This window comes from Micromonospora sp. NPDC050276 (genome assembly GCF_044459545.1).
Classification (GTDB): domain Bacteria; phylum Actinomycetota; class Actinomycetes; order Mycobacteriales; family Micromonosporaceae; genus Micromonospora.
Genome location: NZ_JBITJA010000002.1, coordinates 31,294 through 54,437, shown reverse-complemented (window position 1 = coordinate 54,437; position 23,144 = coordinate 31,294). Strand labels below are relative to the sequence as shown.

Below are 23,144 nucleotides of genomic sequence, written 5' to 3'. Positions count from 1 at the left end.
TCAACCCTTCGTGGAACCGGCGGCGACGCCGTCGGCAATTTGGCGCTGGAGGAACAGGTAGACCAACAGGACGGGTATCGCGGCGATCAGCACCCCAGAGGCGAAGGTGGGGATGTTGTCGGAGTACTGCCCGCGCAACGAGGTCACACCGATCATGAGCGTCCGGTGCTCGGCCGAGGGCATCATCACCAACGCCATGAGGACGTCGTTCCAGCAGAACAGGGCGTTGAGGATGCCGACCGACAACAGTGCCGGGGTGCCCAGCGGCAGCATGATCCGGCGGTACACGCCGTACACGGTGTTGCCGTCGATCCGCGCGGCGTCGACGATCTCCGGCGGGATGCCCCGGTAGTAACTCGTCATGAGAAAGACCGTGAAGGGCAGGAACTGGGCCACGTAGACCAGGATCAGGCCGGGGTACGTGTCGATGAGCGCGGTGTCCGCCATGATCCGAGCGAGCGGCACCATGATCACCTGGAACGGGATGAAGAGCCCCGCAAGGCATCCGAGGAACAACGCCGACGAGCCGCGAAACCGCAGCTGACTCAGGGCGAAGCCGGCCATCGACCCGAACAGCAGCAGCAGGAGCACCGACACCGTCACCACGAGCAGCGAGTTGACGAAGTAGCGGCCCATGCCGACGCTGTTCCACGCCGTGCTGATGTTCTCCCAGCGCACCGCGTCGGTCAGGCCGAACCGGTCGAGGATGTAGTCACGCCGGGTCTTCATCGCGACGTTGGCGGTGAAGAGCAGGGGGTAGATCGTCGCCAGGGCGAGCAGCGACATGGGGATGGCGATCAGCCACCGTCCCAGGCGGAGGCGAGACATCAGTCCTCCTTTCCGGATCGTTCGAGCAGCTTGATCTGGAGAAGCCCCACGACGAGCATGATCATGAAGAGGATCGTCGAGGCTGCCGAGGCGAGAGCCGGACGGTTCATCTGGCCCTGCTGCTTCCAGATGTAGAACTCCGGTAGGTACGTCGACCCCTCCGGCCCGCCGCTGGTCATCACGAAGAGCAGCCCGAACATCGAGGTCAGCATCCCGATCATCGTGGTCACGAAGACGAACTGGATGGTGCGCGAGAGGCCCGGGACGATCACGTGCCAGACCACCTGGCGGAGCGACGCCCCGTCCACCCGGGCAGCGTCCAGCAGTGCGGGGTCCAGCGTGGCGAACCCGGCGAGGAACACGACCAGGGCCATGCCGAAGGTGGCCCAGATATGCACGCCCACCACCATGAACATCGCGATGTCCGGGTCCCCGAGCCAGTCCACCGGCCCGACACCGAACGACCCGAGGACGGCGTTGAGCGGGCCGTCGAAGGCGAGCAGCAGGTTGAAGATCGCACCGACGATGACCGGCGACAGCACCGCCGGGAAGAAGTAGACGCTCCGGTAGAAGCGGTGGCCCGGCACCCGGAGGTAGATGAACGTCGCGAGCAGACCGGGGATCGCCACCGCCACCGGCAGCAGAAGCACCAGCAGCCCGACGTTTTTCAGCGCGGTCTGGAACAGCGGGTCGGCGAAGAGCTCGCGATAGTTGCCGAAACCAACCGCCGTCCCGTTCTGCGCGCCGTCACCGGTGAACGAGAAGTTGACGCCGAGAATCAGCGGGTAGAGCCGCAACAGCACGATGATCAGGACGGCCGGGGCGACCAGGATGTACGGGGCGTAGCGCTCGGCTCCCCGGCCGCCGCGGGTGCGACGGGGTTGTGCGCCACTGCGATGCGCGGCGGGGGTGGCCGCCGCCCCGCCGGCCCGTCCGGCCGAAGCCGGACGGACCGACGGTTGCGTGTTTCCGATCGGCACGAGGTCAGCCCGCCTGGTCGGAAGCGGCCAACTGCTTCACCACCTCGTCGACGGTGATCGAACCGCTGAGCAGCTGCTGGGAGAGGCGCCCCATCAGGTCGATCGTCTTCGAGGAGAGCGCCACGTGCAGCGCCGGCTTACCGGTCTTCAGCTCGCTGACGATCGTGGTGGCGGCCGGACCGGCCTGCGACACGTCGATGGTCGTGTCGGCGGCGATCGCGCCGGCATCGGCGTAGAAGGCCTTCAACGCGTCGGCCGAGCTCAGCGAGCGCACCAGGTCGGCGGCGACCTTCGGGTCCTTCGTCCACTTGGCGACCGCGTATCCGATGCCGCCGTCGTACGGCAGGGTCGGAGTGGTGCCGGCGGTGACGACCGGGGCCTTCATGACGCCGAGCTTCTCCGGGGTCAGGAACTCGTTGAAGTCCTGCCAGTGCCCCACGTCCGACATCAGCCCCATCACGTGGGCGGCCTTACCGGACTGGAAGAGCGCGAAGGAATCGTTGAACATCGCGGTCGAGTTGGCCCCGTCGCTGTTCATCTTCTTGTCGCCGGTCTCCTTCCAGAGCTGGAAGAGCCGCTTGACGTTGGCCGAGTTCCAGTCGCGCTTGCCGGCGATCCAAGCGTCGTACTCCGCGGCGGTGAGGGTCGTCGAGCCCATGCTGGAGAGCCAGAACTGGATGCCGACGCCCTCCTTGTTGCCGAGGGCGAAGCACTTGGAACCGGCCTTGGCGATGGCGGCGCAGTCGGCGACGAACTTGTCCCACGTGGTGGCCGGGCTGGCCGGGTCGAGGTTCGCCTTCTGGTAGATCGTCTTGTTGTAGTAGATGGGGTAACCCTGGAGCGTCACCGGGGCGGCGTAGGTCTTGCCGTCCTTGGCGAAGGCGTCCCAGCCGGCCAACCGCTGCTTGTCCTCGGCCACGTACTCGTCGAGGGGCACCAGCGCGTCCACCCGGTCGCGGATCTGGCCGCCACCGTTGAACAGCATGACGTCCGGGCCCTTGCCGGACTGGATCGCCGCACCGAGCAGGGTGTAGTACTGGTCGAAGGGCTGTGCGACGAACTCGACCTCGACGTCGGCGTGCTTCTTCTTGAAGTCGGCCTTGGCCTTGTCCAGATAGGATTTGGCGAACGGCTCGCCGGACTTCCAGTCCCACACCACCAACTTGCCGTCCGAGCTGGTTGACTTGCCCGAATCGCTAGCACTTCCACAACCGGCCAGGGCCAGGCCCACAACGAGGACGGCCGACCATATTGCGCGCTGTCTCATCAGTTGTCACCTCTATATGGGGGGTGGCCGGCGGGTACCCCGCGAGCCAATGTTGACCGGAAGGTAACTCGTATGACGTGTGACGTCAACACTCGGCCGTACACTGACCCAGACGTCGTGCCACGGCGAGCCATTCGGAGGGGGACATGACGCCACCGCAGGAGACAGCCCTGAACAGCCCGGCAACCCCGGCGTGGGTGCGTCGACCGACCAACCTCGCCAGGGCGGTCACCGCCGAACTGGTGGAGCGCATCGTCCGCGGCGTGCACCCGTCCGGGACGTCCCTACCCCCCGAGCCGATCCTCTGCGAGACCTTCGGCGTGAGCCGGACCGTCGTGCGGGAGGCAGTGAAGATCCTTCAGGAGAAGGGGCTCGTGCAGGTCCGCCAGGGCGCCGGCACCATGGTCACCCCGCCGTCCCACTGGGACATGCTCGACGAGTTGGTCCTCGCGGCCACCATCGCGGTGGACGACAGCCTCGCCATCCTGGACGACCTGGTCGTCACCCGACGGGTGCTGGAGTCCGACATGGCGAACGTCGCCGCCCGCCTCGCCGACGCCGACACCATCGATCGACTGCGGGCCATGGTGGACCGGATGGACGAACTCGTCGACGACCACGTCACCTACCACGACCACGACCGGGCCTTCCATGACACGATCATGCAGGCATCCGGGAACCGCATCGCCCGTGGCGTCGTACGCGCGCTGGAGAGCCAGGTCATCAACACCGCTCGCTACATGGGCCGGACCGAACGCGCGTTGTGCGTCGCGTCCAACCAGGGCCACCGACGCATCTACGAGCGCATCGCCGCCCACGACTCCAACGGTGCCGCCGAGGCGATGTTCACCCACATCACCGAGGCCTGGCTGGTTCGTCGCAGTGGCTCGGGCAGCCCGGTTCGCCTGCAACGCTGACCGCCGAAACAACGCTGACCGTCGAGACAACGTTGACCGTCGCGGGCACCGGCACGGCGCCCACCCCCGAGGCACGGGAGCAGGCGCCGCCACCCGAGACCGACCAGCCCTACGAGAACTGGGCGAAGAATCTCCAGATCTCACCCTTGGTCCAGGTCGTGATGCCGCTCTCGGCGTAGGTGCCGTCCACCGGGCCCGGCATGTGACCGTTGTCGTACGCGGCCCACTGCACCGGGTACCCGGCCCGGCAACCCGAGTAGGCGGTCGTGATGTGGGTACGGCTGCCGGTTGCCGGCTCGCGCGGGCTCTGCGCCGTGCAACCGTTGTTCCGGACGAAGGTGTCGCGCAGCGCCCGACCCTGGGAGATGTTCAGGACGTTGTCCGTGATGCCGTGCAGCCCGAAGTACGCGATCGGCTGCGTACCGCCGCTGCACCCGCTGATCTGCGCACCGGAGATGACCGCGACGGCCCGGAAGACGGTGGCCCGCGCGCACGCGACGGCGTAGCTCATGCCACCACCCCAGCTGAAGCCGAGCGCGAACCGCTGCCGCGGATTGACGCAGAGGCTGCTCTCGATCCGGCTGATCATGTCGTCGACGAAGGTGATGTCCTCACCGCCGGCGTTGCCCCAGCCGTTGCCGAACCCCTGGGGCGCGACCAGGATCGCGCTGTTGTTCGACTGCTCCTGCTGCCCGTAGTAGGACCATGCGGCACCGCTGGTGCCGCCGGAGGAGATGTCCTGCATGGTGCCGCCGCGCCAGTGGAAGGCGAAGATCAGCCGGTAGGGGTTGCTGTTGTTGTAGTTGGCCGGCACCCGCAGGATGAAGGTGCGGCTCTTGCCGTTGCTCTGGATCGTGTGCGTGCCGCTGGACAGCGTCGGCGCCTTGCCACACCCACTACCACCCGACGGCGGCGGGTTTCCGCCGTCGACGGGGACGAGTTGCCACTGCTGGTTGGCGCCGTTCCAGTCGGCGTACTGCACGATGTTTCCGCCGTCGGCGGTGGACGCGCCCTGCACCTCGACGGCCTTGCTGCTGTGCCGGCTGATCAGCCGCACGTAGCCGCCGTCCGAGTCGGCCAGCCGGAACTGCTGGTTCGTCCCGTTGAGGTCGGACCACTGCACGATCGCACCGCCGTCGGCGGTGGAGAAGTTGCTGACATCGAGCACCTTGCCCGAGTGCCGCGACTTGATCCGGTAGTAGCCACTCCCGGAGTCGACGAACTGCCACTGCTGGTTGGCACCGTTGTTGCGCGTCCACTGGCTGATCCGTGCGCCGTCGTTGGTGGCCGAGGCGTACAGGTCCAGGGCCTTGCCGCTGTTGCGGTTGACCAGGGTGTACCAGGCGTTGGTGTCCACGGTCGCTGCCGCCGCGGGCGCCGCGTTGACCGCGACGAGTGCGCTGGCTGCCATGACCGTGGCCGCCGCCGCAGCCAACCCTGACCGCCAGCGACGTCTCTGTCGAGAGGCGGGACGAGCCTCACCGAGGGCATTCATGGTCCACTCCTTCGATCGGGGTCACCACGAGCAGAACGCCCGCGCGTGCCCTGGCGTGTGTGCCGGCGACTTGGTGGTGGCGTCAGCACGTCTGGGGTGTTGTGCGGGCGACCTGCGACCAGCGGCGCGCGTCGATGGCGATGCCACGATCCGGGCTCGAAGCAGGCCCGTGCCGAGCCGCGCGGTGCGACACCCTGGCTCCCGGCAGCCGCGTGGCCCGCGGGTGAAAATTAGCGCTAACGACGTCATACGTCAAACGATTGGTATCGATCCGATCGGTGGCTCGGCGGCGGCCCTACGACATCAGCCTCGGGACCTGGGTCGACTCGATGGGCACGCACCGACACGGCGAAACGGACCACCTGACGCATTGGATGTATCGCTCACAGTGGGTGGGGCCCGAGCCGCTACGACTGCGTGACGGCCGCGGCGGCCCGCCTGATGGGCGGGCCGCCGTTCGTCACCTCTCGCCCGACCGGTCGCTAGCCGATGCGGACCAGTTGCCACTGCTGGTTGTTGCCACCCCAGTCGGTGTACTGGACGACGTTTCCACCGTCGGCAGTGGACGCGCCCTGCACCTCGACGGCCTTGTTGCTGTTGCGGTTGATCAACCGCACGTAACCGTCGGCCGAATTGGCGATTCGGAACTGCTGGTTCGTGCCGTTGAGGTCGGACCACTGCACGATTGCGCCACCGTCGGCGGTGGAGAAGTTGCTGACGTCGAGCACCTTGCTGGAGTTACGGGACTTCACCCGGTAGTAGCCACCCCCCGAGTCGACGAACTGCCACTGCTGGTTGTTGCCGTTGTTGCGGGTCCACTGGCTGATGCGCGCCCCGTCGGTGGTGGCCGAGGCGTACACGTCCAGCGCCTTGCCGCTGTTCCGGTTCAGCAACACGTACCAGGCGCTGGTGTCCACTCCGGTGCCCGGCGGGGGCGTCGTGGGTGGGGTGGAGCCGCCGTTGAGGGCATCCAGAACGGCGGTGTACGCGGCCTTCTTGTTGCCGTTGCAGTCGAACAGCAGAGCGTTGTCGGAACCCCGCCACGAGTCGCAGTCCCGCACACCCCAGGTGGTGATGCCCGTGCAGCGGGACACGGCCAGGCAGGCGCGGGTGACGGCACCGAAGATGTTGGCCTGGTTGCCGCCGGTCATCACGTCCAGCTCGGTGATCTGCACGTCCACACCAAGATCAGCGAAACGCTGCAGGTTCGCCTGGTAGTCACCCGCCAACGAGGTACCCAGGTGCGACTGGAACCCCACACAGTCAATCGGCACCCCACGGGACCTGAAGTCCCGCACCATGTTGTAGATACCGGTCGACTTCGCGTTGATCCCATCGGTGTTGTAGTCGTTGTAACACAACTTCGCACCCGGATCCGCCGCCCGCGCCGCCCGGAACGCCGCCTCGATCCAGTCATTGCCGGTACGCTGCAGGTTCGAATCACGCCGCCCACCGGAACCACCATCGGCGAACGCCTCGTTCACCACATCCCACGAATGAATCTTCCCCCGAAAGTGCGTCGCCACCTGCGTAACGTGATTGATCGCCGCGTTACGCAACGCGCTACCCGACATGCCCTGCGCCCAACCCGGCTGCTGCGCGTGCCACAACAACGCGTGACCCCGCACACTCATCCCATTGGCCTGCGCGTGACTGACCAAACGATCACCACCGGTATAGCTGAACCGACCCTGCTGCGGCTCGGTGGCGTCCCACTTCATCTCGTTCTCGGCCACGACACTGTTGAACTCACGGTTCAAAATCGTCGTGTACGCACTGGTGGACAGCTTGCCCGTCGCGACCGCCGCGCCGAAGTAACGGCCCTTCTCCGCCGCTGCCGCCTTCAACGTCGTGCCGGCGCCGACTGCGGGAGTCAGCGCCACCGTCATGCCGGTGGTGAGGGCGACGGCGAGGGTCGCCGCTGCCAGCATCGTTCTCATGGGTTTCATGTCGTTCCCTTTTCAGTGGTTGCATCGGTGGTGGTGATGTGCCACTTCGCTCGGGACAGCCGGAAGGGACGGTCATCCTGGCCGCCCGGCAACAGCGCGCTGTTCGAGCGGGCTGCCGCCGGCAACTGCCGGGTCCCGAGGTGACGTCCGCATGCCCTGGGGGGACGCCGCGATCCGAGGTATGACCCGCGCGCCTCGCCCGGTGAGCCACGCAGAGGCCGTCCTCTATATCGAGAGTGAGCGATAACATGTCGTTCGTCAAGACGTAACGAGGCGTTCACGACGATCCGCCGGAACGCCCCGTTTCGCCCGGTACACACCACCCACACCAGCCGCTGCGCCGCTTCTGTTATCGCTCACAGGAAAGCCGCAGGAGATCGATGGTGGCCGCTGCTTACAAGCTCTCGGCGGCCGAGCTGCCCTGAGCCGGCTCGGCCGGGTTCTCGTCGCCGCGCACCCCGGCCAGCATGTCGCCGGTGGTGTGGGCCTCGATGCCGGGCTGCGCGCCGTCGGCGAACCGCGCAACGACCGCCCGGACGTGTCGCTCGGCGGACGCGGCGAGCCCGTCGTAGACAGCCCCGAACAACTCCCGTGCCGACCGCCGCAGCCACTCTCGTGGGAGGAGCTCCACGGGCAGCTGTGGATCGAGGACGGGGAAACGCCGGAAGGTGTCCATGACCTCGGTCCGGGCCCGTACCGCCGCCGCACCGTCGACCTGCCCCGACGCCACACCGGGCAGCAGCGGGGTCCAACGCCGGAGGAACGCCTCGTAGCTCCGACTGATGGCCTCGATGTCCCAGGCCTCGATCGGCGCCCGGTGAATGGCCGAGGCGAGCGCGGTCTGCCGCCCGCGAAACACCGTCACGGCACCGAGGGTGAGCCGATCGAGCCGAGCCCGAGCCAGCGGAGTCAGTTCGCGTGGCGAGATCCACAGCCCGTCGTACAGCGGCGCGTAACCGAGCCAGCGGAGCTGCGCCCGCAGGGCCCGCCGCTGCGCACTCCGGTCCTGCGGCAGCGAGAAGGCGACGATCGTCCAGCATCCGTCCCACCGCGCCGTCGAGCTGGTGGAGGCGAGAATCCAGTGGGCCCCGGCGGAAAGGTTGGCTGCGGCCGCCTGGCTGAGCCGATAGGAACTGTGCCGCCCCAGTCGGCTGCCCTCCAGCACGCCGCGGCGGGCCAACCGGCTGATCGCGGTACGCGCTCCGGCCGTCGTCACACCGGTCTCCGCGAGCAACGCAACGATGGCCGCGGACGGGAGGGCGACCCGGGTCCGCAGGGTGTAGTCCGCCAGCAGGGTCACCGCGACTCCCTGAGGTGAGTTGCCGACCTGCCTCCGGGGCAGCCGGAGTGAGTGGTCTCCGTCGTCGGGATAGATCTCGTCGATGTCGAAGGGGCTTGCCACAGGCGCTCCGTGCTCCGCAGGGACGGTATGACGACTGTAGACGGCCCGCCGCAACTCATATTGAATAGAGAAACATCGATTGACACTTGTAGGTCCGAAGGGAACACTAATTGCCACGCGACGCCATCCGAAGCCGGGCAGGGCGAGCCACAGGTAGCGGGCATCGTGCGATCACCGCGGGAGTCGGGCAGACCCGCGACCGGGTCGCGCGGCCAATCCCAGCCTGCACAGGCAATCGAAGGAGTCGTCAGTTGAAAATCAGAAGGAAACTGCTGCTCACCCTCGCCGCGTCGCTGGTGGCGACGGGCCTCGTGGTCCCCACGATCGGGCCCGCGTACGCGGCGTCGCTGGCCGAGGTGACCAGCTTCGGCGACAACCCGGGCCGGATGCGCATGCATGTCTACGTGCCGGACAATCGTCCGAGCCGGCCCGCGGTCGTGGTGGCCATGCACGGCTGCGGAGGGTCCGGCCCCGGCTTCTACTCCGGGAGCGAGTTCGCCAGCCTCGCCGACCGCTACGGATTCATCGTGATCTACCCGTCCGCCACCCAGCAGGCCGGGTTCGGCAACTGCTTCGACGTCTGGTCGGACGCCGCCAAGCGACGTGGCGGCGGCAGCGACCCAGTGTCGATCGTCTCGATGATCCGGTACGTGCAACAGCAGTACGCGGCGGACCCGGACCGGGTCTACGCCACCGGCAGTTCGTCCGGCGGCATGATGACCAACCACATGCTGGCCCTCTACCCCGACCTGTTCAAGGCGGGCGCCGCGTTCATGGGCGTGCCGTACAACTGCTTCCTGAACGCGGCGGACTACCCGCCGACCAGCAGCCAGTGCACCGGCGGAAACATGAACCGGACGCCGCAGCAGTGGGGCGACGCGGTCCGCCAGGCGTACCCCGGTTATTCCGGCCCCCGCCCTCGGGTGCAACTGTGGCACGGCACCAACGACACGCTCGTGCCGTACTCCTTGTTGCAGGAGGCGATCGAGCAGTGGACCAACGTGTTCGGGTTGAGCCAGACACCCACCTCCACCGACACGCCCCAGGCCAACTGGAACCGACGCCGGTACGCCGACAGCAGCGGCACCGTCCAGGTCGAGGCGTACAGCATCCAGGGTGCCGGGCACAGCCTGCCCTCCGGCGGCATGGCCGCGTCGGCCATCGCGTTCTTCGGGCTGACCAACTCCAGCACGCCGCCCCCGACCACGCCACCCCCGACGACTCCGCCGCCGACCACCCCGCCGCCGGCTTCCGGTGCCTGTCGGGTCGCGATCGACGTCAACGCGTGGAACACCGGGCTGACCGAGAACCTCACCATCACGAACACCGGCACCGGTGCCGTCAACGGCTGGTCGCTCGTCTTCACCCTGCCGGGCGGCCAGACCATCACCTCGGGTTGGAACGCCTCCTACTCGCCGAACTCGGGCCAGGTGACGGCCCGGAACGCCGCCTACAACGGCAGCATCCCCGCCAACGGATCGGTGAGCATCGGCTTCCAGGCCACGCACACCGGCAACACCGCCCGGCCGACGTCGTTCACCCTCAACGGCGCGTCCTGCGCGGTCGCCTGACCCCGGGTTGACATCGACGGGAGCGTGCGCCGGTCACCACCTCCGTGGCGACCGGCGCACCACCCGTTCGGGCGTTGCCGGGCTCAGCGGTAACCGGCGGTCACCACGCTGGCCTGCACCGCGTTCTCGGTCGCGTCGGACGGATAACCGGCGACCATCGCCCCCTCGTAGAAGGTGCCGGCGCTCAGGTTGGCGCCACCGTCGGGCTTGCAGCAGTCACCGCCACTGCCCAGGATGATCGCGCCCTGCTTCTTCATCGGGCTGTATCCCGGCGGGAGCGAGCCGTCGTACAGCGTGTAGAGGCTGCCGGACTGGGCGTCGCTGCCCTTGATGGCGAAGCGGGTCGTGCCGTTGTTCTTGAGCGTGGCGGTGACGAACTTGCTGGTGAACGCCCGTTGGTTCGGGTTCCAGGAGCTGCTGCCGCCCGGGAAGAGACCCCATTCGAGGTCGGCCTGCACCCAGGGCCCGCTGCCGGAGCAGCCGCCGAACCAGCACTGCTTGCTGAAGTTGATGGCGTCCATCGCCCCGGCGGCGTCGGCCTTCCTGGTCGTCTCGCTGTTGCCATAGTCGAAGCAGCAGCCGCTGTTGACGTGGGTCCCGCTGGTCACCATGTACATGCCCTCGGGCGCCGCGCCGGTCGGCACACCGGTGAGGTGCCCGTCGCGCCAGTAGCTGTTACCGGGATTGATGTAGAGCGAGTACGCCTTCGCGCCGCCGACGGTCAACGACTCCGAGGTCGCGATTGCCGGCTTGCTCTGGGGGGAGCCCGGGACCACGCTCGACCCCTGGTACCAGAGGTCGTTACCACGCCCGGACTGGTCGAAGATGACCGTGATCACGCAGGTCGTGCCGGAGCAGAACGAGTCCTGGGTCGCCGCGTTGGCCGTGCCGCCCGTACCCGTGAGCCCGATGTTGCGGGTCGTGTTGTCCGACGAGCGCCGGACCTGGTAGAGGTTGCCGGCGTACGCCGCAAAGAGCGCCCGCGTGGTGCTGTGCGCCGCGATGCACGGGGTGCCGCCGGAGGCGTAGATGTCGCACGGGCGCGCACCGGTCGGCGGGTTGGTCGGTGGCGGGGTGGTGGTCGGCGAGGCCCACTGCTGGTTGGCACCGCCGTTGCAGGCCCAAAGGATGATTTTGGTGCCGTTCGCGGTGGCGGCGCCGAAGGCGTCGAGGCAGAGCCCGGACTGCACGCCGGTGATGGTGCCGTTGCTGTTGACGTTCCACTGTTGGTTGTTCTGCCCGTTGCAGTCCCAGATGATCACCTGGGTGCCGTTGGTGGTGCCCCGGCCGGAGGCGTCCAGGCACTTGTTGCCGTACGCCTGGAGTTGCCTGGTCGACGTCCACGTCCAGGTCTGGCCGGCAGTGCCGTTGCAGTCCCAGAGTTGCGTCTGGGTGCCGTTGGTGGTGCCGGAGTTGGGCACTTCGAGGCAACGGCCGGACGGCGTACCGACGATCGGGGTGCTCTGCCCCGGTTGGATAGCGGCCGCCAACACGGCCGCCTCGGCGGTCGGCGCGGGGGCACCGGGGGTGGCGCCGACACCGACGAGAACACCGACCAGAGCACCCGCCAGGGCGGTCAGGCGTCGGGCTCGGTGCCGTCTCGGGATGAGTTCACGGGCCTCTCCTGGCCCGACGGGGAACGGGTTTCGCACGAGGGGCTCCTCGGAGTCGTGGAAGCGCGGGGGCGTCGACGCGCCAGGGAGGGCGGTAGCGGTGGCGAATCGATTCGCAGCGAATGGTATGACCTTTGTTTAATTTATGTCAATGAATGCGGTTGCCGGGTGGTGCGCTGGCCGTTGGGCGGACGACCAGCGCATCTCCTTCCCCCGGGATGTCTACCGCCCCAGGAGCCGCCACGTCTGGTTCAGCGGGCTGCCCTGGTTGGCCGCCCTGCAGGTCCACTGGTGCACCAGCGCGCCGGCCGCCGTGGAGACCGTGCTGACGTCGACACACTTGCCACTGTGTCGGGCAACGAGCTGGTAGTCGTGTGAATCGTTGCCCGAGTAGGTCACCTTGCGCAGCGTGAACTGCTGGTTGAGGCCGTTCAGGCAGGTCCACTGGTGCACGGCCGCGCCGTCGGCGGTGGACACGCCGCTCACATCGAGGCACTTACCGCTCTGCTGGTTGACCACCGTGTAGGTGTTGGCCACGCCGGCGACCGGCCGGAAGTTCCAGAGCTGCTGGTCACCGCCGTCGCAGTAGTTCTGCTGCTGGACGTTGCCGTCGGCGGTGCTCAGACCGGGGTTGTTCAGGCACTGCTGCGAGTGCTGGGCCACCGCCACCGACTGGAAGCCACCCTCCGAGGGGGGCAGCAGCGTGACGGTGTAGGTATCGGTCTGGTTGGTGTACGGCAGAGTCACGGTGGCGTTGTTGTTGGACACCCCGACCACGCTGTTCGAGACGGTGATCGGCCCGGCCACCGCACCGCCACCGTTGTGCGGGATGCGTTGGGTGAGGACCCGGACCTGGTTGTTCTGGACGATGCCGCTGGTGGTGTCCAGGCGTTGCAGGTTGACGGTCAGGTTGCCAGTGGTACGACCGCCGCCGACCAGGACCTTCGCCACCCCGGTCGTCTTCGTGGCGTACGCGTCGTACGACTGGCTGGGGGTCACCGCGGCGATCTCCCCGACCTGGGAGGCGTAGTAGCGGTAGTTCCACCACTCGCCCTTGGGCTGGTGCTGGCCGGCCGAGTTGCGGATCAACAGGTTGCCGAGGTCGTTGTGCAGGCTGCCGCCGCTGGCCCAGTTCGCCCGCAGGCCGTCGGCCCGGGCCCGCTCCAGCCGCGCGATGTACCAGGCGCCGTCGGCCGGGTTCTGCTCGTCGGGCGCGCCGTACTCGTTGATCTGGTAGGGACGCGGGTGGGCGATGCCGCGCGGGTCGAGGGTGGCGTTGGCGGCGTTGACGTTCGCGACCGGGTCACCGGGCAGCGAGTGCCAGCTGATGATGTCCGGCACCGTGTTGGTCGAGCGGACGAAGTCCAGATACTGGTTCCAGAAGGCGTGCGTGGTCGACGGCACGCAGGCACAGCTCGGCCCGACGATGAGCTGGCTGGGGAACTCCGCCCGGATGCGCTGGTAGGTCCGACGCCACAGTTCTAGGTACTGGGAGATCGGCCGGTTCCAGAAGATGGTGATGTTGGGCTCGTTCCAGATGTCCCACTGCACCGACAGCCCGGACGCCCGGACGTCGCTGATCAGCCGGGTCAGGAAATTGTCGTAGTCGGTCCAGTTGCCGTTGTCGCCAGGGAAGCGGGAGATTCCGGCGCCGTCGGCACCCCAGAGATCATGCGGCAGGATGATGAACTTCCCGCCCAGGGCGGTGGTCCGACGCGCCTGGGCGAGGGTGGAGTTCCAACGACGGTCATAGGTGCCACCGACCCAACCACTCCCCGGAAGCTGCGCGCCGCCGGCGCGCATGTACTGGAACTTGACGTCTCGATAGAAGTGGTCGGCGGGACCGCTGGCGTTCTCGGTCATGCCGTAGATCCAGCCGGAAGCGCGGTAGGTCGGCGCACCGCTGGTGCTGGAGAAGTTGACACTGATCGACTCGTCGGCGGCCTGGGCAGGGGACGAGACAGCGGTGACGGCGGCAGCGGCGGCGAGCAGGCCGACGACGAGTCGGGCCACGAACACACGTCCGGACCTGCTGCGGGACGGGGTTTTCACGGGCGGCTCCTTGGTGGGGCGCGGGGGACGCTCTCCGGAGGGCAGCGCTTGCGAATCGATTCGCACGGATCGTAGGACCGAGGACTGAACCATGTCAATGAAGTGACGGCTCGGTAACGACCATGTTGCCCAGCAATGCCCCCGGCGCGACCACCTGTCTCTTGACCCCCGGGCACGGCCAGACCTATCTTCGGGCGAACCGATTCGTCGAATCGATTCGCCTCATGGTTGGACTGGTCCAGCCCGCGACGATCAACCCACATACCCCACCTGACGATCGATTTGAAGTGAGGCAACAGATGACCGGACTCAGTCGTCGGCGGCGCCTGGTCGCCGTCGCCGTGATAGCTCTCGCCGCAGTGACAGGCAGCGCCTGCTCGTCGTCCTCCGACGGTGGCGCCGACGGTGGCGCCTACCTCGTCTGGGACCCGTACCCGCAGTTCGCCGGCGACTCGGAGTGGGTCGCGCTGCTCAAGAAGTGCGGCACCTCCGCAGGCGTGACGGTCGAGCGGACCGGTTACGACACCACCGACCTGACGAACAAGGCGCTGCTCGCCGCCCAGCAGGGCAACTCGCCGGACGTACTGATCGTGGACAACCCGGTCATCTCGACCCTGGCCGAAGCCGGTGCGCTCACCACCACCGACGACAACAAGCTGGACGTGTCGGCCATGGAGAAGAACCTGCTCGGCGCCGGCCAGAGCGAGGGCAAGACCTACGGGGTGCCGATCGGGGCGAACACCCTCGCTCTCTACTACAACAAGGACCTGCTGACCGCCGCCGGCGTCGATCCGGCCGGCATCACGGACTGGACGTCCCTCAACGCGGCGCTGACCAAGGTCAAGGCCAAGGGGAAGAAGGGCATCACCTTCTCCGCGATCGGCACCGAGGAGGGCAGCTTCCAGTTCCTGCCCTGGTTCTGGGGATCGGGAGCCCAACTGACCAGTCTGGACTCGCCACAGGCGGTGTCCGCGCTGGCCCTCTGGACGGACTGGCTCAAGCAGGGCCACGCCCCGAACTCCGTCATCAACAACACCCAGACCACGAGCTGGCAGGAGTTCGCCACCGGCGACTACGCGTTCGCCGAGAACGGCACCTGGCAGTTGGCCAACGCGGAGAAGCTCGGCTTCTCGTACGGCACGATCGCGATCCCGGCCAGCGCGGGCGGCCCGGCGCCGGCACCCACCGGCGGTGAGTTCGTCTCCATCCCCGTGCAGAAGAACACCGGCCGGTACGACAAGTCACGGCAGATAGTCGCCTGCCTCACCAACGCCGACAACCTCCTCACCACGGACACCACGCTCTCCTACGTCGCGCCGGTGGCGGCGGTGCAGGACCGGCAGGCGGCCGACCCCAAGCTCAAGGTCTGGGTGGAGGCGGTCCGGGCGGCGAAGGGCCGCACCGGCGACAACCTCGGCACGAAGTACCCCAAGATCTCCGAATCGCTGTGGACAGCGGTCCAGGCGGCCCTCAGCGGCGGGAAGTCGCCGCAGGAGGCGCTGACCGCCGCGCAGACCGCGGCCTCGACCAGGTAGGCGGGCCGACCCGACACATGCGCCCCACGACAGCGACCTCCACCACCGCACCGAAGCAGGGTGGGGCGGCGACGGCCGCCCCACCCGGGCCTCCCCCGTCCCGCGTACGCCGGCCCGGCCGATGGTTGGCTTGGGGCTTCCTGGCACCGGTGACCGCCTACCTGCTGGCCTTCTACGCCTACCCGCTCTACCGCAACGTCGAGCTGAGCCTGCGGGCGTACACCGTCCGCTCGTTCGTGCAGGGCGGGGCGCCCTTCGCCGGCCTCGACAACTACCGGACCGTCCTGTCCGACCCGGCCTTCGGGCCGACGCTGACGCACACGCTGGTCTTCACCGCCGCGTCGCTCGTCTTCCAGTTCACCATCGGGATGGCCCTGGCGCTCTTCTTCCACCAGCACTTTCCGCTGTCCCGCACGCTGCGGGCGCTGATCCTCGTACCGTGGCTGCTGCCACTGATCGTCTCCGCGTCGACCTGGTCGTGGCTGCTCAACAGCGACTCGGGTCTGGTCAATGCGGCGCTCGGCGTGGTCGGGATCGACGGGGTCAACTGGCTCACCTCGCCGGCCTGGTCGCTCACCTCGGTGATCATCGCGAACGTCTGGATCGGCATCCCGTTCAACCTGGTGGTGCTCTACAGCGGCCTCCAGGCGATCCCCACCGAGGTGTACGAGGCGTCCGCGCTCGACGGGGCATCGGGCTGGCAGCGGTTCTGGGGAATCACCTTCCCGTTGCTGCGTCCCGTCTCCACGATCACGCTGCTGCTGGGGTTGATCTACACGCTGAAGGTCTTCGACATCATCTGGATCATGACCAGGGGCGGCCCCACCGGCTCCTCGGCCACGCTCGCCACCTGGTCGTACCGGCTCGGCTTCGGCAACCTGCTGCCCGAGTTCGGGCCGGGGGCGGCCATCGGAAACCTGCTCATCGTGCTGGCCCTGATCGCCGGGCTCGGCTACATCCGGATCGAGCGGAGGCAGCAGCTGCGATGACCACGTCACCGTCTCGGGCCTGGTGGAAGACCGGCATCGGCCTGGTGCTGACCGGGCTCATGCTCTTCCCCGTCTACTGGATGATCAATGTGTCCTTCACCCGGGACCAGGACATGCGGGCCACGCCCCCGCACCTGTTCCCGGTCAACGGCACGTTGGACGGCTACCGCGCGGTGCTCGACCAGCAACTGCCGTACCTCGGGACCAGCTTCCTGGTCGGTCTCGGCACGGTGGCGCTGACCGTGGCGCTGGCCGCTCCCGCTGGATACGCGTTGGCGAAGCTGCGGCCACCCGGCGGCTCGGCGCTGAGCTTCGTCCTGCTGATCGCGCAGATGATCCCGGGCATCATCATGGCGATGGGCTTCTACGCCATCTATCTCACTCTCGGTGTCCTGAACACGCTGCCCGGCCTGATCCTGGCCGACACGACACTCGCGGTGCCGTTCGCCGTCCTGATCTTCACGGCCTTCATGTCCGGCATACCCGACGAGTTGCTCCAGGCCGCCGTGGTCGACGGCGCCGGTCGGCTGCGGACCTTCTGGTCGGTCGTGCTGCCGGTCAGCCGCAACTCGATCGTCACGGTGTCGCTGTTCGCGTTCCTGTGGTCCTGGTCGGACTTCATCTTCGCCTCGACCCTCGCCGGTGGCGGTGACCATCAGCCGATCACCCTCGGCATCTACCACTACATCGGCAACAACAACCAGCAGTGGAACGCCATCATGGCGACCGCTGTCGTCGCCTCGATCCCCGCCGCCGTGCTGCTGGTCCTCGCCCAGCGGTACGTCTCGATGGGCGTGACGGCCGGCGCCGTCAAGGACTGACCACCCGCACCACAGAAAGGCACCCGCCACCCATGACCGTCGCCCCGTCCGGTCCGGAGTTCCCCATCCAGGACATCCCGTTCAGCTACCGAGGATCCTGGTTCAACATCTCTCCGGTGGTCGCCGAGAAGACGTACGCCGAGGATCTGCACCTGGTCTCCCACCAGACCGGGCTGCACCCCGTGCTGCGTCTCTCCCCCACGGTCGCCGACACCACTGTCGTCGCCACGCCCGCGCTGCTGACCTGGCGCAACGGGGCCGACCGGATCGAGGCTGTCTACGACGGACCGGACACCCTGCGGATCCGGGGTCGACGGCTCGGCCTGCGGGTGGCCGCGGCGGCGCCCACCCTCACCCCGTTCAGCGGCACCTACCTGTACGTCGACCCGGTCGATGGATCACACGTGTTCACCTCGTACGAAACCGGGCGCCGCTACCGGATCACGGTGCTCTCCGGCGCGGTGCGGCGGACCGACGGCGCACAGGCGCTCGGCACCGCCGACCGGTCCCTGGATCTCTCCGGCGACCAACCCTGGGAGATCGCGATCGAGGAGTACGCCACCGCACGCCGCCCGTACCTCGGATCGGTCACCTTCGAGCAGTTGTGCCACGACCGGCTCACGGAGTTCACCGCGTTCGTCGACGCGGTCGCGCCCTGGCGTGGTGCGGAAACCCCGGCCGCCGAGCTGGCCGCGTACGTCCTGTGGTCGGCCACGGTGGCCCCGGCCGGCTTCGTTACCCGGCCGGCCGTCCTCATGTCCAAACACTGGATGGACAAGGTGTGGAGCTGGGACCACTGCTTCAACGCGATCGCCCTCGCGGCCGGCGAGCCGGAGCTCGCCTGGCACCAGTTCCAGCTGCCCTTCGACCATCAGGACGAGACCGGTGCCCTACCCGACTCGGTCACCCACTCCGAGGTCCTGCACAACTACGTCAAGCCGCCCATCCACGGGTGGGCCCTCCGTCACCTGCGCCGACGCCTTCCCCAGTCGCCGAACCGGGTGGCACTGGCGCAGACGTACCACCGGCTGGCCCGCTGGACCGAGTTCTGGCTCGACGCGCGTCGAGCCCCCGGCCACGACCTGCCGCACTATCAGCATGGCAACGACAGCGGCTGGGACAACGCCACCACCTTCGACGACAACCGGGTCCTCGAGACGGCCGACCTCGCCGCGTTCCTGGTCTCGCAGCTTCGCTGCCTCGCCGACCTCGCCGCCGAACTGGGTGAGCCCGCCGACCGTTGGTCCCTGGAGGCCGAGCGGATCCACACGGCCATGCTGCACGACCTGTGGGATGGCGAACGCTTCACCGCCCGCGACCCCCACACCGGCCGCCGGCGAAGGAGCCGCAGCCTGCTCGACCTGATGCCGGTGGCACTCGGGGACGACCTGCCCGCCCCGGTCGCCGGCGCCCTCGCGCGAGGCGTCGAGACCCATCTGACCACGCACGGGCTGGCCACCGAGCCGCCGGACTCGGCCCACTACGTTGCCGACGGCTACTGGCGTGGCCCGATCTGGGCACCCTCCACCGTGCTGGTCGAGGACGGCCTGCGGCGGGCCGGACACACCAGAATCGCCGACGACATCAGTCGGCGATTCCTCGCGCTGTGTGAGAAGTCCGGCTTCGCGGAGAATTTCGACGCCGAGACCGGCGCCGGGCTCCGGGACCGCGCGTACACCTGGACCGCGAGCAGCTACCTCATCCTCGCCGCGGCCCAGGAGGAGCGGAGGGCCGGTGGTGGGTAGCCGATCCGGATCAGCGGGCGCGGACGGGACCGGTGCTGGAGCGCAGCGAGATCGGCGGTGTGTACAGCCGGTGCCGTGGCACGGCGTCGGGTGCCGCGATGCTCTCCAGCAGGAGCGACACCGCCTCGGCGCCCATCTCGACCATCGGGACGTCGGCGGCGGTCAACGGCGGGCGAAAGTCCTCCGCCCAGTGCTGCGCGGCGACCCCGGTGACGGAGAAGTCGCGCGGCACGGACAGCCCGGCCCCGGTCAGCGCGCGCTGCATACCGGGCAGCGCGGCCTCGTTGATGGTGGCCACCGCCGTGACCTCCGGATGTGTCGCGAGCAGCTGTTCCATGCACGCCTCGCCGGAGGCCGTGTCGTCGCCGCAGCAGACCTCCACGCCGGTCAGGCCCCGCTCCGCCGCTGCCGCCCGAAACCCGGACAAGGCGCGATGGCTGGGGCCGTATCCCGCGGCCACCAACTCGGCCGACCGGTTGACGAGCGCGACGTGCTGGTGCCCGAGATCGGCCAGGTGCTGCACGCAGCGGGCGATCAGCCCCGCGTAGTCGATGTCGATCCAACTCATTCCGTGCGGTTCGGCGGTCCGACCGATCGTGACGAACGGCAGACCGGCCTTGGTCAGCCGAGTCACCCGATCGTCCGCCAACCGGATCTCCATGAGGATCACACCGTCGACCCGACGCCCGGTGACGATCCGCTCGAACGACCGGTCGTGGTCACCCCCGGAGGGGGACAGCAGAACGTCGAGGTCATGGCGCGCGGCCGCCTCGACGACGCTGGCGACGAAGCCCAGCTGCATGTCGGTCAACCGCTGACTCGCCGGCGGGATGACCAACCCGAGGGTGCGGGTGCGCCCCTCCTTGAGAGCACGGGCGCTGGCGTTCGGCCGGTAGTCCAACTCGTCGATGACCGACTGGATCCGTTGCCGGGTCGCCTCGGACACGCTGCGTTTTCCGCTGAGCACGTAGGAAACGGTGCTGCGGGACACCCCCGCCCGGCGAGCGATCTCCCCGATGTTCATCAATCGCCCTCGAATCGATTTTTGCCCCGACACGGGGACGCACCTTGCTCCGCTGACCAGCATATCCGTCCTCAGGCTCATCGATCGATGACCAACGCGTGCCAACTAGCGCCAATACATGGACGGCTATTAATGTCACAGGTATGACGTGTGACGTCAATGACGCCATCCGTACCGCACCCCCACCCGCAACGGAAAGGATCCGATGAATGTGAAGAGAAAGCTGGGTCGCCTGCTGGCCGCCGCCGGGACCCTGCTGGCCCTCGTCGTCGGCACTGGCGTCTACGTGGTCTCGGACGCGCCGGGCGTCGCCCACGCCGCCGGCACGGGCCCCTGTGACATCTACGCCTCCGGCGGCACGCCGTGCGTCGCCGCGCACAGCACCACCCGCGCGCTGTACGGGGCGTACAACGGCCCGCTCTACCAGGTCCGCCGCTCCTCGGACAACACCACCCGCGACGTCGGGGCGCTGAGCGCGGGTGGTGTCGTCAACGCCGCCACCCAGGACACCTTCTGCGCCAACACCAACTGCGTCATCACGATCATCTACGACCAGTCCGGCCGCAACAACCGCCTCACCCAGGCACCTCCCGGCTACTGGCCCGGTCCCGGACCGGGCGGATGGGACAACCTCGCCGACGCGAAGGCCGCCCCGATCACCATCGGCGGCCAGAAGGCGTACGGCGTCTACATCGCCCCCGGCACCGGCTACCGCAACAACAACACCAACGGCGTCGCCACCGGCGACCAACCGGAGGGCATCTACGCGGTCGTCGACGGCACGCACTACAACCAGTGGTGCTGCTTCGACTACGGCAACGCGCAGACCGACGGCCAAGCCGACGCGCCCGCGATCATGGAGACCGTCTACTTCGGCGCCAACAAGCAGTGGGGCTACGGAGCCGGTGCCGGCCCCTGGATCATGGCCGACCTGGAGTGGGGGCTCTTCTCCGGGGTGAACGCGGGATACAACAACATCGCCCCGATCAACCACCGCTTCGTGACCGCCATGGTCAAGGGCGAGCCGAACCACTGGGCGATCCGAGGTGGCAACGGCCAGGCGGGTGGTCTGACCACCTACTTCGACGGGCGACGTCCCAACGGCTACCACCCGATGAAGAAGGAGGGGGCCATCCTCCTCGGCATCGGCGGCGACAACAGCGTCTCCGGGCGGGGCACCTTCTACGAGGGTGTGTTGACCTCCGGCTACCCGACGGCGGCCACCGATGATGCCGTGCAGGCCAACATCGCCGCCGCCGGCTACGCGACGGCCGGAGGCGGCAACCCGCAACAGAACGTCCAGATCGTCGGCGGACAATCCGGCCGCTGCGTCGACGTACCCAACGGCACCAGCACCAACGGCACCCAGGTCCAACTCTGGGACTGCCTTGGCAACACCGCGCAGCGTTGGACCTACACCGCCGCCAAACAACTCCAGGTGTACGGCAACAAGTGCCTCGACGCCAACGGCCAGGGCACCGCCAACGGCACCCTGGCGATCATCTGGGACTGCAACGGCCAGACCAACCAACAGTGGAACCTCAACGCCAACGGCACCATCACCGGCGTCCAATCCGGACTCTGTCTCGACGCGAACGGCGCGGGGACCGCCAACGGCACCAAACTCATCCTCTGGGCCTGCAACGGCCAACCGAACCAGCAATGGTCCACCCGCAGCTGACCACCGCCACCCGATCGACCGGTCCTGCCGCCCCCACAACGCAACCGGGGGCGGCACGACCTGGTCGAGACCGCCCAGTATGTCCTACGGCTGGACCGGGTGTCGTCGGTGGACGACGTTCTGCTCAATGCCGCCGGCGCCGGGCTGGCGGCGCTGGCGTCCCGCCGCTGGTGGCGCCGCACTCCCGATCGGTCCAAGGATCGTCGACCTCAACCGACCCCGGTAGCAGGTCGCTGAACGCCGGAGGTGGTACCCGCACGAACCGAGGTCGACCTGATCCGCGGCGGCCGCCCGGCTACCATCCGCTGGTGCTCGAGGAATTGATCAGAAGAGCGGCGGACGAGGACGACCACGCGGTCGAGGAGTTGAGCGAGCTCGCCAACGCCGATCCCGGGAGGTTGTCGCCGTACCACGGGATCCTGCTCGACCTCGACGTGCTGTGGCCGGCGACGTTGTACCGCGCGGCCGGCGCCGACCTGGTCGGCCGGGTCATCGAGCAGATCGACAGCGGACGCACGCCGGACCGACTCAACCATCTGCTCCTGATCCTGGCCCACAGCGCGCACCCGCTCGCCGAGGAGGCTCTGCGTCGCTGGTCGACGCAACCGCCGGCCGGTGCGGAGGATCTGCAGGCGAGCGCGCTGAGCTACGCGGTCGAGGGCGGTTGGGCGATCACCCCGGACGGCGACCGCCGGGACCTGTGCGGTGACGTCGCGTACCGGTGGGTCATGCGGGACGCGCCCGCGCCCACGGACCGACCCGCCTGCCCCTGGTGCGCGTCGCCGCTCTGGGTCGCCGCCGACCTCGACACCGCCGACCCCGCCATCGGCGCGGCGCTGGCACACACCGGCTGGTCCGGTCGTCTGGTCGTGCGGGCCTGCCACTTCTGCGCCTGCTACACCACGTTGTACAGCCGGGTCACGCCGACCGGTGCCAGCGACTGGTGGGCGGACAACACCCGTCCGAGCTACCTGGGGGACGCCGCCGGACCGGAGGACCCGCCGACACTGCTTCCGGTCCCGGGGCCGGCCCTGGCGAGCCCGTACCAGGCCAGCGCCTGGAATCAGGGCGGCTCCACCCTGGGCGGCCGGCCCGACTGGATCCAGGACGCCGAGCACCCCGACTGCCCGGGCTGCGGGCACCCGATGGACTACCTGGGTCTGATCGGGGGTGCGGACCTGGACGAGTGTGGCGAGGGCGCCTACTACCTGCACCTGCACCAGCCGTGCGGGTTCGCCGCCGTGAACTACCAGCAGAGCTGACCGCGGATCGCGT

The 23,144-nt window shown here is 68.3% G+C and carries 17 protein-coding genes; 8 read left to right on the top strand and 9 right to left on the bottom strand.

Annotation, left to right across the window (positions count from 1 at the left end):
- Genes ACIBF8_RS03550 through ACIBF8_RS03540 form a run of 3 tightly spaced genes read right to left on the bottom strand, consistent with a single transcriptional unit; the run spans nucleotide 1 to nucleotide 3,075 of the window.
- Nucleotides 1-828 (bottom strand): carbohydrate ABC transporter permease, encoded by an 828-nt coding sequence (locus ACIBF8_RS03550; protein WP_396780758.1) that lies wholly within the window; start codon nucleotides 826-828, stop codon nucleotides 1-3.
- Nucleotides 828-1,808: a carbohydrate ABC transporter permease gene (locus tag ACIBF8_RS03545; protein WP_396780757.1), complete on the bottom strand. Its 981-nt coding sequence runs from the start codon at nucleotides 1,806-1,808 to the stop codon at nucleotides 828-830. The genes ACIBF8_RS03550 and ACIBF8_RS03545 overlap by 1 nt, the downstream gene beginning before the upstream one ends.
- A 4-nt stretch (nucleotides 1,809-1,812) precedes the next feature.
- A complete protein-coding gene (locus tag ACIBF8_RS03540) occupies nucleotides 1,813-3,075 on the bottom strand; it encodes an ABC transporter substrate-binding protein (RefSeq protein WP_396780756.1) in 1,263 nt (420 codons plus the stop codon).
- A gap of 146 nt (nucleotides 3,076-3,221) precedes the next feature.
- On the opposite strand from ACIBF8_RS03540, the gene ACIBF8_RS03535 reads away from it, so the two are divergent.
- Nucleotides 3,222-3,992: a FadR/GntR family transcriptional regulator gene (locus ACIBF8_RS03535; RefSeq protein ID WP_396780755.1), complete on the top strand. Its 771-nt coding sequence runs from the start codon at nucleotides 3,222-3,224 to the stop codon at nucleotides 3,990-3,992.
- A gap of 109 nt (nucleotides 3,993-4,101) precedes the next feature.
- Here the strand turns inward: ACIBF8_RS03535 and ACIBF8_RS03530 are convergent, their stop codons facing one another.
- The 3 genes from ACIBF8_RS03530 to ACIBF8_RS03520 all read right to left on the bottom strand — a co-directional run bounded on the left by ACIBF8_RS03530 (nucleotide 4,102) and on the right by ACIBF8_RS03520 (nucleotide 8,838).
- Nucleotides 4,102-5,487 (bottom strand): RICIN domain-containing protein, encoded by a 1,386-nt coding sequence (locus ACIBF8_RS03530; RefSeq protein ID WP_396780754.1) that lies wholly within the window; start codon nucleotides 5,485-5,487, stop codon nucleotides 4,102-4,104.
- A gap of 482 nt (nucleotides 5,488-5,969) precedes the next feature.
- On the bottom strand, nucleotides 5,970-7,427 hold the full coding sequence (locus ACIBF8_RS03525) for an endo-1,4-beta-xylanase (RefSeq protein ID WP_396781240.1): 1,458 nt from the start codon (nucleotides 7,425-7,427) through the stop codon (nucleotides 5,970-5,972).
- Between the two features lie 403 nt (nucleotides 7,428-7,830).
- Nucleotides 7,831-8,838 (bottom strand): PaaX family transcriptional regulator C-terminal domain-containing protein, encoded by a 1,008-nt coding sequence (locus ACIBF8_RS03520; RefSeq protein WP_396780753.1) that lies wholly within the window; start codon nucleotides 8,836-8,838, stop codon nucleotides 7,831-7,833.
- Nucleotides 8,839-9,089: 251 nt separating this feature from the next.
- Between ACIBF8_RS03520 and ACIBF8_RS03515 the strand changes: the two genes are divergently transcribed.
- Nucleotides 9,090-10,409: a PHB depolymerase family esterase gene (locus ACIBF8_RS03515; protein WP_396780752.1), complete on the top strand. Its 1,320-nt coding sequence runs from the start codon at nucleotides 9,090-9,092 to the stop codon at nucleotides 10,407-10,409.
- Between the two features lie 83 nt (nucleotides 10,410-10,492).
- Here the strand turns inward: ACIBF8_RS03515 and ACIBF8_RS03510 are convergent, their stop codons facing one another.
- A complete protein-coding gene (locus ACIBF8_RS03510; protein WP_396780751.1) occupies nucleotides 10,493-12,061 on the bottom strand; it encodes an arabinofuranosidase catalytic domain-containing protein in 1,569 nt (522 codons plus the stop codon).
- A gap of 183 nt (nucleotides 12,062-12,244) precedes the next feature.
- Entirely contained in the window at nucleotides 12,245-14,074 is a 1,830-nt protein-coding gene (locus ACIBF8_RS03505; protein WP_396780750.1) for an RICIN domain-containing protein, read from the bottom strand.
- A gap of 299 nt (nucleotides 14,075-14,373) precedes the next feature.
- Between ACIBF8_RS03505 and ACIBF8_RS03500 the strand changes: the two genes are divergently transcribed.
- The 4 genes from ACIBF8_RS03500 to ACIBF8_RS03485 all read left to right on the top strand — a co-directional run bounded on the left by ACIBF8_RS03500 (nucleotide 14,374) and on the right by ACIBF8_RS03485 (nucleotide 19,164).
- Nucleotides 14,374-15,609 carry an extracellular solute-binding protein gene (locus tag ACIBF8_RS03500; protein WP_396780749.1) on the top strand — a complete coding sequence of 412 codons (1,236 nt, stop codon included), beginning with the start codon at nucleotides 14,374-14,376 and terminating at the stop codon, nucleotides 15,607-15,609.
- Between the two features lie 125 nt (nucleotides 15,610-15,734).
- On the top strand, nucleotides 15,735-16,598 hold the full coding sequence (locus ACIBF8_RS03495) for a carbohydrate ABC transporter permease (RefSeq protein WP_396781239.1): 864 nt from the start codon (nucleotides 15,735-15,737) through the stop codon (nucleotides 16,596-16,598).
- On the top strand, nucleotides 16,595-17,419 hold the full coding sequence (locus ACIBF8_RS03490; protein WP_396780748.1) for a carbohydrate ABC transporter permease: 825 nt from the start codon (nucleotides 16,595-16,597) through the stop codon (nucleotides 17,417-17,419). The genes ACIBF8_RS03495 and ACIBF8_RS03490 overlap by 4 nt, the downstream gene beginning before the upstream one ends.
- Before the next feature lie 32 nt (nucleotides 17,420-17,451).
- Nucleotides 17,452-19,164 carry an amylo-alpha-1,6-glucosidase gene (locus tag ACIBF8_RS03485; RefSeq protein WP_396780747.1) on the top strand — a complete coding sequence of 571 codons (1,713 nt, stop codon included), beginning with the start codon at nucleotides 17,452-17,454 and terminating at the stop codon, nucleotides 19,162-19,164.
- Between the two features lie 10 nt (nucleotides 19,165-19,174).
- Here the strand turns inward: ACIBF8_RS03485 and ACIBF8_RS03480 are convergent, their stop codons facing one another.
- A complete protein-coding gene (locus tag ACIBF8_RS03480) occupies nucleotides 19,175-20,188 on the bottom strand; it encodes a LacI family DNA-binding transcriptional regulator (protein ID WP_396780746.1) in 1,014 nt (337 codons plus the stop codon).
- Nucleotides 20,189-20,393: 205 nt separating this feature from the next.
- Between ACIBF8_RS03480 and ACIBF8_RS03475 the strand changes: the two genes are divergently transcribed.
- Together ACIBF8_RS03475 and ACIBF8_RS03470 are read left to right on the top strand one after the other, a co-directional pair.
- Nucleotides 20,394-21,869 carry an arabinofuranosidase catalytic domain-containing protein gene (locus ACIBF8_RS03475; protein WP_396780745.1) on the top strand — a complete coding sequence of 492 codons (1,476 nt, stop codon included), beginning with the start codon at nucleotides 20,394-20,396 and terminating at the stop codon, nucleotides 21,867-21,869.
- Between the two features lie 308 nt (nucleotides 21,870-22,177).
- Nucleotides 22,178-23,131 carry a hypothetical protein gene (locus ACIBF8_RS03470; protein WP_396780744.1) on the top strand — a complete coding sequence of 318 codons (954 nt, stop codon included), beginning with the start codon at nucleotides 22,178-22,180 and terminating at the stop codon, nucleotides 23,129-23,131.
- The last annotated feature ends 13 nt before the right edge of the window (nucleotides 23,132-23,144 follow it).